14 protein-coding genes are annotated in these 14,590 nt (G+C 60.1%); 8 read left to right on the forward strand and 6 right to left on the reverse strand.

Features of this window, described 5'->3' with window-relative positions:
* The first annotated feature begins 53 nt into the window (after nt 1–53).
* On the forward strand, nt 54–260 hold the full coding sequence (locus AACY36_RS18170; RefSeq protein ID WP_339427785.1) for a DUF1127 domain-containing protein: 207 nt from the start codon (nt 54–56) through the stop codon (nt 258–260).
* Between the two features lie 45 nt (nt 261–305).
* Nucleotides 306–1,535: a winged helix-turn-helix domain-containing protein gene (locus AACY36_RS18175; RefSeq protein WP_339456901.1), complete on the forward strand. Its 1,230-nt coding sequence runs from the start codon at nt 306–308 to the stop codon at nt 1,533–1,535.
* A gap of 49 nt (nt 1,536–1,584) precedes the next feature.
* Here AACY36_RS18175 and AACY36_RS18180 read toward each other — a convergent pair whose 3' ends face one another.
* The gene (locus AACY36_RS18180) at nt 1,585–2,931 is read right to left on the reverse strand and encodes a class II 3-deoxy-7-phosphoheptulonate synthase (RefSeq protein ID WP_339497400.1); all 1,347 of its coding nucleotides are present in this window, start codon (nt 2,929–2,931) and stop codon (nt 1,585–1,587) included.
* 123 nt (nt 2,932–3,054) lie between these two features.
* On the opposite strand from AACY36_RS18180, the gene AACY36_RS18185 reads away from it, so the two are divergent.
* A complete protein-coding gene (locus AACY36_RS18185) occupies nt 3,055–3,810 on the forward strand; it encodes a spermidine synthase (RefSeq protein ID WP_339414761.1) in 756 nt (251 codons plus the stop codon).
* A 68-nt stretch (nt 3,811–3,878) separates the two neighbouring features.
* Here the strand turns inward: AACY36_RS18185 and AACY36_RS18190 are convergent, their stop codons facing one another.
* Entirely contained in the window at nt 3,879–4,301 is a 423-nt protein-coding gene (locus AACY36_RS18190; protein ID WP_339414760.1) for a hypothetical protein, read from the reverse strand.
* 423 nt (nt 4,302–4,724) lie between these two features.
* Between AACY36_RS18190 and AACY36_RS18195 the strand changes: the two genes are divergently transcribed.
* Nucleotides 4,725–6,398, forward strand: coding sequence for a DEAD/DEAH box helicase (locus tag AACY36_RS18195; protein ID WP_053255160.1), 1,674 nt, complete (start codon nt 4,725–4,727; stop codon nt 6,396–6,398).
* A 135-nt stretch (nt 6,399–6,533) separates the two neighbouring features.
* On the opposite strand, the gene AACY36_RS18200 is transcribed toward AACY36_RS18195, so the two are convergent.
* Nucleotides 6,534–7,301 (reverse strand): DODA-type extradiol aromatic ring-opening family dioxygenase, encoded by a 768-nt coding sequence (locus AACY36_RS18200; protein ID WP_339414759.1) that lies wholly within the window; start codon nt 7,299–7,301, stop codon nt 6,534–6,536.
* A gap of 103 nt (nt 7,302–7,404) precedes the next feature.
* Between AACY36_RS18200 and AACY36_RS18205 the strand changes: the two genes are divergently transcribed.
* The gene (locus AACY36_RS18205) at nt 7,405–8,061 is read left to right on the forward strand and encodes a thiopurine S-methyltransferase (RefSeq protein WP_339497401.1); all 657 of its coding nucleotides are present in this window, start codon (nt 7,405–7,407) and stop codon (nt 8,059–8,061) included.
* A 159-nt stretch (nt 8,062–8,220) separates the two neighbouring features.
* On the opposite strand, the gene htpX is transcribed toward AACY36_RS18205, so the two are convergent.
* Nucleotides 8,221–9,108, reverse strand: coding sequence for a protease HtpX (htpX, locus tag AACY36_RS18210; protein WP_339414757.1), 888 nt, complete (start codon nt 9,106–9,108; stop codon nt 8,221–8,223).
* A gap of 304 nt (nt 9,109–9,412) precedes the next feature.
* Nucleotides 9,413–10,624, reverse strand: a complete 1,212-nt coding sequence (locus AACY36_RS18215; protein ID WP_339414756.1) for a pyridoxal phosphate-dependent aminotransferase — start codon at nt 10,622–10,624, stop codon at nt 9,413–9,415.
* A gap of 201 nt (nt 10,625–10,825) precedes the next feature.
* On the opposite strand from AACY36_RS18215, the gene msrB reads away from it, so the two are divergent.
* From msrB to AACY36_RS18230, 3 genes are all read left to right on the forward strand, one after another.
* Nucleotides 10,826–11,218 carry a peptide-methionine (R)-S-oxide reductase MsrB gene (gene msrB, locus AACY36_RS18220; protein WP_339414755.1) on the forward strand — a complete coding sequence of 131 codons (393 nt, stop codon included), beginning with the start codon at nt 10,826–10,828 and terminating at the stop codon, nt 11,216–11,218.
* 138 nt (nt 11,219–11,356) lie between these two features.
* Nucleotides 11,357–11,842 carry a glutathione peroxidase gene (locus tag AACY36_RS18225; RefSeq protein ID WP_339414754.1) on the forward strand — a complete coding sequence of 162 codons (486 nt, stop codon included), beginning with the start codon at nt 11,357–11,359 and terminating at the stop codon, nt 11,840–11,842.
* On the forward strand, nt 11,839–12,318 hold the full coding sequence (locus AACY36_RS18230; RefSeq protein ID WP_339414753.1) for a MarR family winged helix-turn-helix transcriptional regulator: 480 nt from the start codon (nt 11,839–11,841) through the stop codon (nt 12,316–12,318). The genes AACY36_RS18225 and AACY36_RS18230 overlap by 4 nt, the downstream gene beginning before the upstream one ends.
* Here AACY36_RS18230 and AACY36_RS18235 read toward each other — a convergent pair.
* Nucleotides 12,272–14,581 carry a hybrid sensor histidine kinase/response regulator gene (locus AACY36_RS18235; protein ID WP_339415039.1) on the reverse strand — a complete coding sequence of 770 codons (2,310 nt, stop codon included), beginning with the start codon at nt 14,579–14,581 and terminating at the stop codon, nt 12,272–12,274. The two genes, AACY36_RS18230 and AACY36_RS18235, sit on opposite strands and share 47 nt — an antisense overlap.
* Nucleotides 14,582–14,590: the final 9 nt, after the last annotated feature.

Consider the following 14,590-nt stretch of genomic DNA (forward strand, 5'->3'; position numbering starts at 1 on the left):
TTGATCATAAGCCCGGGCACACACTTGCGCCATCCCCACGGGAGGGCGAGAAGATGAAAGGTCAAAGAGGTTTTGTATTGCTAGTGAAACGTCCATTTTTCGGGCTGTTTCACAAGATCGCCCGTTGGCAGGTGGTGCACGCGGAGCGGCAGATGCTGGCAACCTTGAGCGATGAGGCGCTCAAGGATATCGGGCTCAATCGCCGCGACGTAGAGCAGGAGCGACACCTGAATTTCTGGCAAGACCCGCTGCGAAAATGATCGCGGATGCAGTAGGGTAGGTGGCGCGCCCACACGGAGACCTCCATGCCCGCCGACCTGTCTTTTTCACTCAAGCAAGCTCGACGCATGGCGCTGGCGGCCCAGGGTTTTTCCGGGCGCCAGGCGCCTGCGCTGATTAAGGCTGCGCAGCTCAACCGGATGATTGAACGCCTCGGCGTGTTGCAGATCGACTCGGTGAACGCCGTGGTGCGCTCGCATTACCTGCCGCTGTTTTCCCGACTGGGCAATTACTCCCCTTTGCTCCTTGAACAGGCGGCCTGGAGCCAGGGCCGGCGGCGTTCGTTGTTCGAATACTGGGGGCATGAGGCGTCACTATTGCCGCTGGCGCTTTACCCGTTGATGCGTTGGCGCATGGTGCGGGCGCAGCAGGGGCAGGGTATCTATTCACAGATGGCGCGTTTTGGTCGGGAGCAGCAGGCCACCATCCAGCGTGTTTTGCAGACCGTTGAACAACAGGGGGCACTGGGTGCCGGCAGCCTGTCGACCCGCGAAGAGCGCGCGGGCCCGTGGTGGGATTGGAGTGATGAAAAACACGCGCTGGAATGGCTGTTTGCTGCTGGCCTCGTCACTGTCGCAGGGCGGCGTGGGTTTGAGCGGCTCTATGATTTGCCGGAACGGGTGATCCCCCGCGAGATGCTTCAAGCCTCTGTGACTGAAACTGAAGCCCAGCGCGGCTTGTTGTTGCACAGTGTGACAGCGTTAGGTGTGGGTACGGAAAAAGACCTGCGCGATTATTTTCGCCTGGACCCTGCCGACAGCCGCAATCGCCTTGCCGAATTGGTTGAGGACGGCCAATTGCTGACCTGCCAGGTGCAAGGCTGGAAACAGCCGGCGTACTGCCTGCCCGAACCCAAAGTGCCGCGCAAAGCCCCGGCCAGCGCATTGCTGTCGCCATTCGATTCGTTGATCTGGGAACGCAGCCGCACCGAGCGCTTGTTTGATTTCCGTTACCGCTTGGAGATCTACACGCCACAGGACAAACGCGTCTACGGCTATTACGTGCTGCCGTTTTTGCACAACGAGCGGATCGCCGCGCGCATCGACTTGCGCGCCGAGCGCGCCAATGGGCGTTTGGCGGTGCATGCGGTGTATGAGGAAGAGCCGGGGCTTGATGAGGAGGGGATGTTGGCGCTGGCGCTGAATCTGCGGCAGATGGCTGATTGGCTGGGGTTGGAGCAGGTGCTGCTCAATTGCCAAAGGCCGAGTGCCGACCGGTTAAGCGTTGCAATGATCAGCTTGGATGTTGTGCTTTAGGGCGCTATCGGGGCTTGTCCCCGATGGCGCCCTAAAGGCAACTTAAATCTCAGCGCTTGACCTGCTTCAAGGTCTCGGCAATCAAAAACGCCAACTCCAGCGACTGATCGGCATTCATCCGCGGGTCGCAATGGGTGTGATAGCGGTCCGACAAACCATCTTCAGTAATCGGCCGCGCGCCGCCGATGCATTCGGTGACGTTCTGCCCGGTCATTTCGATATGAATCCCGCCGGCATACGTCCCCTCGGCCTGGTGCACCTGGAAGAATTCCTTCACCTCGCCCAGGATCTGCGCAAAGTCGCGGGTCTTGTAGCCGCTGCTGGCCTTGATGGTGTTGCCATGCATCGGATCGGAGCTCCATAGCACCTGCTTGCCCTCGCGCTGCACCGCACGAATCAGGCCTGGCAGGTGGTCGCCGACCTTGCCGGCGCCCATGCGCGCGATCAGGTTGAGGCGGCCGGGGTCGTTGTCCGGGTTGAGGATGTCGATCAAGCGGATCAAGTCATACGGGTTCATGCTCGGCCCGACCTTGACGCCGATCGGGTTGTTCACCCCGCGCAGGAATTCGACGTGGGCACCGTCCAACTGGCGCGTACGGTCGCCGATCCACAGCATGTGCGCCGAGCAGTCGTAGTAGTCGTTGGTCAGGCTGTCACGGCGCACGAAGGCTTGTTCGTAGTTGAGCAGCAGTGCTTCGTGGGCGGTGAAGAAGCTGGTTTCGCGCAGTTGCGGCGAGCTGTCCATGCCGCAGGCGCGCATGAAGGCCAGGGTTTCATCGATGCGGTCGGCCAGTTGGCTGTACTTCTCGGCCAGAGCGGAGTTGGCGATGAAGTCCAGGTTCCACTTGTGCACCTGGTGCAGGTCGGCAAACCCGCCTTGGGCAAACGCGCGCAACAGGTTGAGGGTGGCGGTGGACTGGTGATAGGACTGCAACAAGCGGTCCGGGTCCGGCACGCGGCTTTTTTCATCGAAACCGATGCCGTTGACGATGTCGCCGCGATAGGCGGGCAGGGTGATGCCGTCGATGGTCTCGTCGTTGGCCGAACGCGGCTTGGCGAACTGGCCGGCCATGCGCCCGACTTTGACCACCGGGCAGCCGGCGGCGAAGGTCATCACAATGGCCATCTGCAGCAACACCTTGAAGGTGTCGCGGATTTTCGCGGCGGAGAATTCGGCAAAGCTCTCGGCGCAGTCGCCACCTTGCAGCAGGAACGCGCGTCCCTGGGTCACTTCGGCAAACTGGCGACGCAACTCGCGGGCTTCCCCGGCAAACACCAGCGGCGGGTAGCTGGCCAGGCTCTGCTCCACGTGCAGCAGGTGCGCAGCGTCCGGGTACTGGGGTTGTTGCTGGATCGGCAGGGCGCGCCAGCTGTCGGGGCTCCAGGGTTGGCTCATCATGCACTCGATTGTTGATTGACGGTCGGGCGCCAATGTTATCAGCAATTAGTGCGTGACCTGTTGCCGCCGGTTGGCCGACAATCACGCCTTTGCCGTGCAGCAAACCCTTTAGGAGTAATGATGACCGAGGAGCGTGTCGAGCGCCTGCTCGCCGAAGTCCATGATGATTTCGGCATGATCCGTGTGCTCGAAGTGGCCGATTACCGTTTTCTCGAGTTCGGCGATGCCATCGAGCAAAGCTGCGTGTTCACGGCTGACCCGAGCTGGCTGGAGTACGACTACACCCGCGCGATGCTGATCGGCGCGTTGTGCCATGAACAGCCGGAAAGCGCACTGTTCCTCGGCCTGGGCGCCGGTACGCTGACCCAGGCGTGCCTTAAGTTCCTGCCGCTGGAAGACGTGGAGGCCATCGAGTTGCGTCCCGACGTGCCGCGCCTGGCCATCGAATACCTGGGGCTGGACGATGACCCACGGCTGTATATCCGCGTCGGCGACGCGCTGCAATTGCTCGACACGGCTGAGTCGGCCGACCTGATTTTCGTCGACCTCTACACCGACGTCGGCCCCGGCGTCGGGCACCTGGCCTGGACCTTCCTGGAAAGCTGCCAGAAAAAACTCAACCCCGGCGGCTGGCTGGTGATCAACCAATGGGCCACCGACGATGGCAAACCGTTGGGTGCGGCGTTGTTGCGCGGGTTGTATCACCGGCATTACTGGGAACTGCCGGTGAAGGAGGGGAATGTGATTCTGTTGGTGCCTTCGGAGCTGGATCAGGCGTTGGATAGGGAGGGCCTGTCCGCTCGCGCCGAAGCCTTGGCGCCGCGTTTGGGCTATTCGCTGCAGTCGCTGATTAAGGCGATTCGGCCGGCAACCTAGTCGCCTGTTCTGACGCTTTCGCAAGCAAGTCGAAGAGGCCATCACTGTCGACGGCTAATTCAGGTTATTCATATACCCTTGAACACCCCCGGCCGCTTCTCAATCATCGCCCGTACACCTTCCTCGGCATCCTCGCTGTTAAGCAATTTATCCACCACAGGCGGCAAAGCCGCCGCCGCGACGGCTTCGCCTTCCATATGCGCCAGCCGTGCCGACATCAATGTGGCCTGCACACCCAGCGGTGGTTGCCAGCCGACGGCCATCACCGCGCTGACATTGGCCAGGTCCAGCCCGGCAGTGAAGTGATCACCATGGGCAAATACCACCGCCACCCGCGCATCGGCATTTCGATCAAATTCACCATATGTCAGGCTCAGCTCGTTGAGAAGGTCCAGGTCGAAAGCGTTGCGTTTGGCTACCCGGTCCAGGCCCAACAGCAGGACATGGCCCTGCAGTTTTCGGCTGACGCGGCGGCTGCTGGCTTGATTCATCGGGTGTGCCCTCGGGCGCGGGGAAGGGTTTCAGACCAAAGGGTCGGAAGGGTTGGGTGAACCGTTTAAGCGTTGTGACCAACAGGGCCGGGCCTTTGAAAAATAGACCTAACGCGTGTTATCTGCAAAGACTGTGACGCAGCGCGGTTTATCAGTGCTTTACGATAAAAAAAGCTCCCTTTTTCAGCTATTTCCGGTATAGTGCGCGCCGGCCTTTAACCGGGCCGCGTTTAGGTAGCGCAATTCCCCGAAGTCAGCTTCGGCTGCACGTCCGCACAGCGGACTCTTCCTTGACGAATCTTTTTCATTCATTCGTTTTCGCAAATCCCCGCCGACAAAGCAGCCAGGGCGACTCTTGAGTCTCAACACGGCATGCGCAGCTTTGGAGCATGGGTCTTTGCGGATGCACTTAGAGGCAGACCCATGACCCAGGAAACCGGCGGCTTCGCCGCTTTTAATCTTAACCCGAATATTCTCGCTGCCGTCATCGCGACCGGCTACGAAGAACCTTCGGCGATTCAGCAGCAATCGATCCCGATCATCATGGCCGGCCAGGACATGATTGGCCAGGCGCAAACCGGTACTGGTAAAACCGCCGCGTTCGCCCTGCCTATCCTGCACTGCATCGATCCTGCCAAGCGCGAACCGCAAGCCCTGATCCTGGCGCCAACTCGTGAGTTGGCGCTGCAAGTAGCAACCGCTTTTGAAACCTACGCCAAGCAAATGCCAGGCGTTACCGTTGTGGCTGTTTACGGCGGCGCGCCGATGGGCCCGCAACTGAAAGCAATCCGTAACGGCGCACAGATCGTTGTCGCCACCCCGGGCCGTCTGTGCGACCACCTGCGTCGCGACGAGAAAGTCCTGTCGACCGTGAACCATCTGGTTCTCGACGAAGCTGACGAAATGTTGAAGCTGGGCTTCATGGATGACCTGGAAGTCATCTTCAAGGCGCTGCCACCGACCCGTCAGACCGTCCTGTTCTCGGCCACCCTGCCACAGTCGATCCGTGCCATTGCCGAACGCCACCTGCGCGATCCGCAACACGTGAAGATCCAGACCAAGACTCAGACCGTTACTGCGATCGAACAGGCTCACCTGTTGGTTCACGCTGACCAGAAGACCTCGGCTGTATTGAGCCTGCTGGAAGTCGAAGACTTCGACGCCCTGATCATGTTCGTGCGCACCAAGCAAGCGACCCTTGACCTGGCCAGTGCCCTGGAAGCCAAAGGCTACAAAGCCGCTGCGCTGAACGGTGACATCGCCCAGAACCAACGTGAGCGCGTGATCGACTCCCTCAAGGATGGCCGTCTGGACATCGTTGTGGCGACCGACGTTGCTGCGCGTGGTCTCGACGTTCCACGTATCACCCACGTGTTCAACGTTGACATGCCGTACGACCCAGAGTCCTACGTTCACCGTATCGGCCGTACTGGCCGTGCCGGTCGCGAAGGTCGTGCACTGCTGCTGGTGACTCCACGTGAGCGCCGCATGCTGCAAGTGATCGAGCGTGTTACCGGTCAGAAAGTCGCTGAAGTCCGCCTGCCGGATGCCCAGGCCGTTCTGGATGCTCGCATCAAGAAACTGACCAACAGCCTGTCGCCGCTGGTGGCTGACGCTGAATCGACCCACGGCGAATTGCTTGACCGCCTGACCGCCGATATCGGTTGCACCCCACGTGCCCTGGCTGCAGCCCTGCTGCGTAAAGCGACCAACGGTCAAGCATTGACCCTGGCAGCCATCGAGAAAGAACGCCCACTGGTGCCGAACAACGCGCCACGCGGTGATCGTCCAGAGCGTACTGGCGACCGTCCAGACCGTGGTGATCGTGAGCGTCGCGCTCCGGTTCCATTGGCTGAAGGCCGTGCTCGTTGCCGTACCGCGCTGGGCGCGCGTGACGGTATCGCTGCCAAGAACCTGCTCGGCGCTATCCTCAACGAGGGTGGCCTGGCACGTGAAGCCATCGGTCGCATCCAGGTCCGTGACAGCTTCTCCCTGGTGGAGCTGCCGGAAGATGGTCTGGAAAAACTGCTGGCCAAGCTGAAAGACACTCGCGTTGCCGGTAAGCAGTTGAAGCTGCGTCGCTACCGCGAAGATTGATCCGCCTCTGGGCTGATTGATCGCACATAAAAAATCCCCGACTGGTTCGGGGATTTTTTTGTCTGGCATTTGAGGTTTTGGCTCTGTATCCAAGTTAATGTGGGAGCGAGCCCGCTCCCCACATTTAGATTTCTGTCAGCCGAAGCGGTAGATGTCCATGCCGAGGGCGCCCATAGTGAACCCCTGGTGCGCCACGCTGAAATCGCCACCGGCGCCACGTGCAAAGTACAGCGGCAACAAATGCTCATCGCTGGGATGGCTACGTACCGCATGCGGTGCCTGACGGCGATAGTCGTGCAGCGCGTTCTCATCGTTAGCCGCCAGCTTGTCCACCACCCAGTCCCGGAAATCCCGCGCCCAGGGCTCTATGCTCTCAGGCCCTGCGTGCCAGTCAAGTTCGCCCAGGTTATGGGTGATGCTGCCCGAGCCGATCAATAGCACACCTCTGTCGCGCAGGCTGGCAAGCGCATGCCCGACCCGTGTCTGCAGGGCAGGGCCCATGCGGCTGGGCAGGGAAACCTGCACCACTGGAATGTCTGCCGCCGGGTACATCAACGAGAGCGGTACCCAAGTGCCGTGGTCGAACGGGCGTTGGTCGTCTATGCGTGCATTCAAACCATCGGCGTGCAGCCGCTTGACTATCTCGCCGGCCAACTGCGGATCGCCCGGCGCGGGGTATTGCACGGCAAACAATTCGCGGGGGAAGCCACCAAAGTCGTGCCAGGTGTCGGGCGCCGCGCTGCCGCTGACCAGCAGCTCATGGCTTTCCCAGTGCGCCGACACCACCACGATTGCCTTCGGCCGTGGCATCTCAGCGGCGAGTCGCTGGAGCGCCGGGCCGCTGGCGCCGGGTTGCAGGGCGAGCATGGGCGAACCGTGGGAGATAAACAGGCTGGGGAACATAAGGGGGGTCCTGAGCGTTAACATGGGCCCATCTTTAATCAGATCATTGATCTAAATCTAATATAAGTTTTAGCACCATTTGATCGAGTTTTCGGGGGTATCCATGGAGCTTGAGTTTTGGCGGGAGCGCTGGGCGCGCAATCAGATCGGCTTTCATTTGCCCGAGGTCAATTCTTGCCTGCAACGGCACTGGCCGACGTTGGCCCTCGCCAAGGGCGCCAAAGTGCTGGTGCCATTGTGTGGCAAAAGCCTGGACCTGATGTGGCTGGCCAGCCGTGGGCATCGTGTACTTGGCTTGGAGCTGTCGGAGCAGGCGGTGGAAGCTTTCTTCAGCGAACAGAGCCTGGCGCCGCGCATCACCCAGCGGGGCGTGTTCAAGGTGTATCAGGCTGATTTGATCGAAGTGTGGTGCGGCGATTTCTTCGCCCTGGACGCCGAGGCGCTGGCTGATTGCACGGCGCTGTATGATCGCGCCGCGCTGATCGCCTTGCCGCCGCTGATGCGTGCGCAGTATGCCGAGCACCTGAATACGCTTTTGCGGCCGGGTTGCCAGGGGCTGCTGATCACCCTCGATTACGACCAGACGCAAAAAGCCGGCCCGCCGTTTGCGGTGACGGATGAGGAGGTGAAGGTGCTGTTTGGCGCGGACTGGGCCCTGAAGGTGGTGGAAGAGCAAGACATTCTGGGCGAGAGCTGGAAGTTCGTGCAGGACGGCGTTACGCGGCTGGAAGAGCGTGGGTATCAACTGACCAGGTGCTGACCCTGCTAGCGATGGCCATCGGTATCTACACATTCTAAATGTGATATCACGTAGCAGAGGCTCGCTCTAGAGGTGTAGATACCTATGCCGCAATGCTCAAAGACGTACCCACGAAAAAGGGGCGATCAGATCGCCCCTTTCGGTGTCACTACCGAGCTATCAGCCCCGACGACGCAGTGCGTCGATACGCTCTTCCAGTGGCGGGTGGCTCATGAACAGGCGAGCCATGCCCTGCTTGATGCCACCGTTGATACCAAAGGCCGTCAGGCTGTCCGGCATATGCACCGGCAGGCCCTGTTCGGAGCGCAGGTGTTGCAGCGCTGCGATCATCGCCCCGGTACCGGCCAGGCGGGCACCGGCTTCGTCTGCGCGAAATTCCCGTTTGCGCGAGAACCACATGGTGATCGCGCTGGCCAGGAAGCCCAGCACGATTTCGGCGAAGATGGTTGCCACGAAGTAGGCAATACCGCGGCCTTCTTCGTTCTTGAAGATCACCTTGTCGACAAAGTTGCCGATGATCCGCGCGAAGAACATCACGAAGGTGTTCACCACGCCTTGGACCAGCGCCAGGGTGACCATGTCACCGTTGGCCACGTGGCCGATCTCGTGGGCCAGCACCGCCTTCACTTCATCGTACGAGAAGCGTTCCAGCATGCCCTGGCTGACCGCAACGAGTGCGTCGTTCTTGTTCCAGCCGGTGGCAAAGGCGTTGGCTTCATAGGCCGGGAAGATCCCGACCTCGGGCATCTTGATGCCTGCTTCGCGGGACAATTGCTCGACGGTCTGCAGCAACCATTGCTCATGCCGGGTACGTGGCTGGGTGATCACCTGGGTGCTGGTGCTCATTTTCGCCATCCACTTGGAGATGAACAGCGAGAACAGCGAGCCGGCAAAACCAAAGACCGCACAGAAAATCAGCAGCTGATTGAGGTTCAGGTCAACCCCGTTGGCCGCCATGAACCCATTGAAGCCGAAAAGGCTCAAGGTAATGCTGGCAATCAGCACGACCGCAAGGTTAGTGGCCAAGAACAGCAGGATGCGCATCATGGTTGTAGAGTTCTCCTCATGCTTAATATGTCGCGTACTGCGGGGTATATAAGGTGCGGCATGGGGTGATTCAACCGAGCGACTATTTCAAACTGTGTCCTACAGCCTGAATGTAGAGCCTTGAAGGGCTTTTCCGACGCGAAAAAGCCGCCTTGATCGGTTCGCCTATACCTTCCAGCCCAGTAAATATAGGGGGGGGATAGCTTTTGCTGCGCCAGCAAACGGCTGGAACGGAGAAGGGGCAGAGAAGTGTTGCCAGATACTCGCTGTACGACCGATTGTCGATCGTACAGCGCCGTTTCCGTTACTGGCGATAGGACTTGAGGAAGCTACCGATGCGACCAATGGCCATCTCCAGGTCATCCACGCGCGGCAATGTCACCACGCGGAAGTGATCCGGCCACGGCCAGTTGAACGCCGTGCCTTGCACCACCAGCAGTTTTTCCGAGAGCAGCAGGTCGAGCACAAACTTCTCGTCGTTGAGAATCGGGCACACCTTCGGGTCGATCCGCGGGAAGGCGTACAGCGCGCCCATGGGTTTCACACAGCTCACGCCCGGGATTGCGTTGAGCAGTTCCCAGGTGCGATTACGCTGTTCCAGAAGGCGACCTTGGGGCAAGATCAGGTCGTTGATGCTCTGGTAGCCGCCCAGCGCGGTCTGGATCGCGTGCTGGCTGGGTACGTTGGCACACAGGCGCATGTTGGCCAGTATGTCGATACCTTCGATGTAACTTTGCGCGTTGTGCTTGGGGCCGGAGATGGCGATCCAGCCGGAGCGAAACCCCGCCACGCGGTAGGACTTGGACAGGCCGTTGAAGGTCAGGCACAGCAGGTCCGGCGCCAGCGACGCGGTGCAGATGTGCACGGCGTCGTCGTAGAGGATCTTGTCGTAGATCTCGTCGGAGAACACCACCAGGTTGTGCTGGCGCGCCAGTTCGAGCATGCCCAGCAACACCTCCCTGGAATACACGGCGCCGGTCGGGTTGTTCGGGTTGATGATCACCAGGGCCTTGGTGTTCGGGGTGATCTTGGCCTTGATGTCGGCCAGGTCCGGGAACCAGTCGGCGCCTTCGTCACACAGGTAGTGCACCGGGTGGCCACCGGACAGGGTCACGGCGGCGGTCCACAGCGGGTAGTCCGGCGCCGGCACCAGCACTTCGTCGCCATTGTTGAGTAGGGCCTGCATGGACATCACGATCAGCTCGGACACGCCATTGCCCAGGTAGATGTCTTCGATGCCAACACCTTCGACCTGCTTTTGCTGGTAGTACTGCATCACCGCTTTACGCGCGCTGAACAAGCCTTTGGAGTCGCTGTAGCCCTGGGCGGTGGGCAGATTGCGGATCACGTCCTGGAGGATCTCGTCCGGCGCTTCGAAACCAAAGGGCGCCGGGTTGCCAATGTTCAGCTTGAGGATGCGATGGCCTTCCTCTTCCAGGCGTTTGGCGTGCTTGAGCACTGGGCCGCGAATGTCATAGCAGACGTTGGCGAGCTTGTTCGATTTGCTGACCTGCATGGCGATGTGATCCTGAAAATGAACGATCCAGACGGTGTGGACACTACCGTACTGTGAATCCCGCGGGGCCGCCCCCATAAATACGTTTGAATGCCGGTAGCGCGGGTGCCAGACTGGCGTTTTGAAGAGGCGCAATCATACGTGCCGCCTGATCTACGGAAAAGACACAGATCAGGCTTTTTCAGTTGCCGAGGTGTACCGATGGAAAAGCTGCAGAAGACCATTGATGAATGGAAAGCCATGCTCGACCCCGAGCAGTACAACGTATGTCGTCTCAAGGGTACCGAGCGACCTTTCAGCGGCAAGTACAACGGCACCAAGACGGACGGTGTGTACCACTGCATCTGCTGCAACGAGCCGCTGTTCGATTCGACCACCAAGTTTGATTCCGGCTGCGGCTGGCCCAGTTTCTACGCGCCGATTGCCGACAGCGCGATGATCGAAATCCGTGACGTCAGCCACGGCATGACCCGCACCGAAGTCACCTGCGCCAAATGCGATGCCCACCTGGGCCATGTATTCCCCGACGGTCCGCCGCCGACTGGCCTGCGTTATTGCATCAATTCGGTGTGCCTGGACCTCGTCCCGCGTTGATAAAACCTCTGTAGGCGTTCGGCAAGCCGGGCTCCTACAGAGGGAGGTGATAATGGGATATCATTGCGGTCAATTAAATTGCACACAATTGAATTGCCGACTATGTTTATCTTCTCTCCCCCTTATCAAGGCACTGCCATGAATGACAACCTGCTGAGCATCCCTTGCACCACCATCAAAGGTGAGCAAAAGACCTTGGCCGATTTTTCCGGCAAGGCCATCCTGGTGGTGAACACCGCCAGCAAGTGTGGCTTCACCCCGCAGTACAACGGCCTGGAGCAACTCTGGCAGCAGTACAAGGACCAGGGGCTGGTGGTATTGGGTTTCCCTTGCAACCAGTTCGGCAAGCAGGAACCGGGTAACGAAGGGGCGATCTCCGAATTCTGCGAGCTGAATTTCGGCGTCAGCTTCCCGCTGTTCAAGAAAATCGACGTGAACGGCAGCGATGCCCACCCGCTGTTCGTGCAACTGAAACAACAGGCGCCGGGCCTGCTCGGCTCCAAAGGCATCAAGTGGAACTTCACCAAGTTCCTCATCGGTCGTGAAGGCCAGGTAGTCAAGCGGTTTGCCCCGACCACCAAGCCTCAGGACCTGACTCAAGAGATCGAAGCCCTGCTCAAATGAGCGTATCCCTGGCCCTCGATAACCAGCTGTGTTTCAAGCTCTATGCCGCGTCCAGGGCGGTGATCCGCGCCTACAAGCCGATGCTGGATCAACTGGGCCTGACCTACCCGCAATACCTGGTGATGCTGGTGTTGTGGGAGTGGCACGACACAGCCCCCGCGCAACCCACGGTCAAGGCGTTGGGCGAGCGCTTGATGCTGGATTCGGGCACGCTGACGCCGTTGCTCAAGCGCCTTGAACACCTTACGTGGGTCAAGCGCCAGCGCAGCGCCAAGGATGAGCGGGAAGTGCACCTGAGCCTCAGCGAAAGCGGTGTGCAGTTGCGCGTCCAGACCCATGCGCTCAAGACCCGGCTGCTGTGCGACAGCGGCATCGACCTGAACCAGGCCGATGCCTTGCGCGACGGCTTGGACCAGTTGCTGCTGCAGGTCAGAGACTTGTCGTCTTCGGCACCCACAAGTCCAGCAAACCGCTGAGTTCCTCGCGCCGAAACGGCTTGGCCAGGTAGTCATTCATGCCCGCGGCCCGGCAACGCTCGCGCTCTTCGGACAGGGCGTTGGCGGTCAACGCGACGATCGGCAGGTCCGGCCAGCGGCCGCTGCGACGAATCTGCCGGCTGGCTTCGTAACCGTCCATTACCGGCATATTGCAGTCCATCAACACCATGTCGAAGTGTTGTTCTTCAAGAAACTTGAGCGCCTCTCCACCGTGGGCGGCCACGATCACCTCGCACCCCAGTTTGCTGAGCATGCCTTTGGCGACCAGTTGATTGACCGCGTTGTCCTCCACCAGCAGGATGCGCGCCCGGCGTGCCAGGGGCACGGCTTCCATCTGGATGGGATCAAGGATGAGTGGGTGATCGCTGCGCAAGTTACGTTCCAGTATCTGATACAGCGCATTGCGGCTCAGCGGGCGCGCCTGTTGCTGCAACGGCGCCAGTGCCGCAACTTCTTCGCTGGGCATGAAATTGCCATAGGCGGTCACCAGCAGGATCGGCGCGGTGATGGAAGGCCGCAGGCGGAACAGGCATTCGGGGCAGTCGGTGATCAGCAAGTCCGGCGTTTGCCCGCTTAAATCCTCATCACGCGGGTAGCAGTGGGGTGTCAGCCCCCAGTGGGGCAGGAGGGTGGTCAGCAGTTCCGTCAGGCCGCTGCCGGCACTGGTAATGGCGATCACCTCACCCTTGAGCGGCAACTGTTGAACCGCGGGCAAATGGATCGGCAACGGCAGGTCGGCGCAGAACTGGCTGCCGAAGCCGACCTCCGAACTGATGCTCAGTCGGCCTTTCATCGCTTCGCACAGGTTGTGCGTCAACGCCAAGCCGAGACCCGTGCCGCCAAACTGGCGGGTGATACCGGCTCCGGCCTGGGTGAACGGTTGGAAAATCTTTACCTGGGCTTCCTGCGCAATGCCGATGCCGGTATCACAGACCTCGATACGCACTCGGCCATCCAGCGCGCTGAGGCGCACATCGACCCGGCCGAAGCGCGTGAATTTCAAGGCGTTGGACAGCAGGTTACTGACGATTTGCCGCACACGGGTCGGGTCGCCCAGCACCTGGGCGGGAAACTGCGGGTCGATCAGGCAGGTCAGTTCCACACTCGGCGCCGCGTTTTGTGACAGCAGGTTAGCGGTGTCCTCCACCAGCGAGCCGAGGTCGAAGGGGATGCGTTCCAGCTCCAACTGGCCAGCATCGAACTTGGACAGGTCAAGGATATCGTTGAGCAACTCCACCAGCACTTTGCCCGAGTCATGGGCGATAGACAGTTGCTGACGCTGTTCGGCGTTGAGCGGGCTGTCCAGCGACAGTGCGATCATCCCCAGCAGGCCGTTGAGCGGGGTGCGAATTTCATGGCTCATGTTAGCCAGGAACGCCGCACGGGCCTGCGCCATGCCCAATGCATGCATCTTCGCCGCTTCCAATTCGTCGTTGGACTGGCTCAGCCGCTGGTTGCTGGCCTTGAGCTCCAGGGTGCGCGCGGAGACGATGTCCTCCAATTGCCCCAGGTATTCGGTCAGTCGATCTTCCGCCTGGCGGCGTTGCTGGATCTCCGTCTCCATGCTTTCGAACTGGTGGTTGGCAACGTTCACCAGTACGCCGATTTCGTCGTGTTCATGGCCCGGCGGGCAATCCAGGCGTGCCTGTCTGCGGTTGCTCAGCTCGCGAATAATGCGCACCAGTGGCTGGGTCAACATGACGTAGAACAGACCCAGCAGGATGCCGGTCAGCAGCAGGCTGCGGGCAAACCCGTTGAGCAGGGTGATCTCGGCACGGCGCAGGAAACGGCTGCCAAAGACATAAGTGTCCACGTCCAGACGTAGCACGCCGAGGGACTCGTTGGGCATAGGGTTCAGGAACAGCTGATCTTCAAACTGGCGGTTGGCACCAAACAGAAAGTCGCTGAGGGGGCGGTAGGTGCTTTCTTTACGCGGCCGGTCGACATCGGCCAGTACCACGCCATTATTGTCGATCAACTGGGCATGGATGATGGCGGGGGAGTGCAGCAGGCCCAGGGTCAGTTCCTGGGCCAATTCGGCGTCGATGTTGTAGGCGATGCGTGACGCGGGGTTGTGGCTGATTTCGATCAGCGAGCGAATTTCACGGTTGATGGATGCGTCTTCGCTGGCATAATCAATGCCGATTTGGATCAGGCTCAGTAAGGTTCCCAACACGAAACCGACCAGCACAGTCAATCTGGCTTGTTTATAAGACAAGCGGTGGGCGAACTTGATATCCATCGAGTGTTG

This window comes from Pseudomonas sp. EA_15y_Pfl1_P101 (genome assembly GCF_963970835.1).
Lineage (GTDB): Bacteria > Pseudomonadota > Gammaproteobacteria > Pseudomonadales > Pseudomonadaceae > Aquipseudomonas > Aquipseudomonas tritici.

What these genes read in the sequence shown, in the direction of transcription:
- AACY36_RS18170 (WP_339427785.1), top strand. Translation starts at nt 54, where the DNA reads ATGAAAGGTCAAAGAGGTTTTGTATTGCTAGTGAAACGTCCATTTTTC.
- AACY36_RS18175 (WP_339456901.1), top strand. Translation starts at nt 306, where the DNA reads ATGCCCGCCGACCTGTCTTTTTCACTCAAGCAAGCTCGACGCATGGCG.
- AACY36_RS18180 (WP_339497400.1), bottom strand. Translation starts at nt 2,931, where the DNA reads ATGAGCCAACCCTGGAGCCCCGACAGCTGGCGCGCCCTGCCGATCCAG.
- AACY36_RS18185 (WP_339414761.1), top strand. Translation starts at nt 3,055, where the DNA reads ATGACCGAGGAGCGTGTCGAGCGCCTGCTCGCCGAAGTCCATGATGAT.
- AACY36_RS18190 (WP_339414760.1), bottom strand. Translation starts at nt 4,301, where the DNA reads ATGAATCAAGCCAGCAGCCGCCGCGTCAGCCGAAAACTGCAGGGCCAT.
- AACY36_RS18195 (WP_053255160.1), top strand. Translation starts at nt 4,725, where the DNA reads ATGACCCAGGAAACCGGCGGCTTCGCCGCTTTTAATCTTAACCCGAAT.
- AACY36_RS18200 (WP_339414759.1), bottom strand. Translation starts at nt 7,301, where the DNA reads ATGTTCCCCAGCCTGTTTATCTCCCACGGTTCGCCCATGCTCGCCCTG.
- AACY36_RS18205 (WP_339497401.1), top strand. Translation starts at nt 7,405, where the DNA reads ATGGAGCTTGAGTTTTGGCGGGAGCGCTGGGCGCGCAATCAGATCGGC.
- htpX (WP_339414757.1), bottom strand. Translation starts at nt 9,108, where the DNA reads ATGATGCGCATCCTGCTGTTCTTGGCCACTAACCTTGCGGTCGTGCTG.
- AACY36_RS18215 (WP_339414756.1), bottom strand. Translation starts at nt 10,624, where the DNA reads ATGCAGGTCAGCAAATCGAACAAGCTCGCCAACGTCTGCTATGACATT.
- msrB (WP_339414755.1), top strand. Translation starts at nt 10,826, where the DNA reads ATGGAAAAGCTGCAGAAGACCATTGATGAATGGAAAGCCATGCTCGAC.
- AACY36_RS18225 (WP_339414754.1), top strand. Translation starts at nt 11,357, where the DNA reads ATGAATGACAACCTGCTGAGCATCCCTTGCACCACCATCAAAGGTGAG.
- AACY36_RS18230 (WP_339414753.1), top strand. Translation starts at nt 11,839, where the DNA reads ATGAGCGTATCCCTGGCCCTCGATAACCAGCTGTGTTTCAAGCTCTAT.
- AACY36_RS18235 (WP_339415039.1), bottom strand. Translation starts at nt 14,581, where the DNA reads ATGGATATCAAGTTCGCCCACCGCTTGTCTTATAAACAAGCCAGATTG.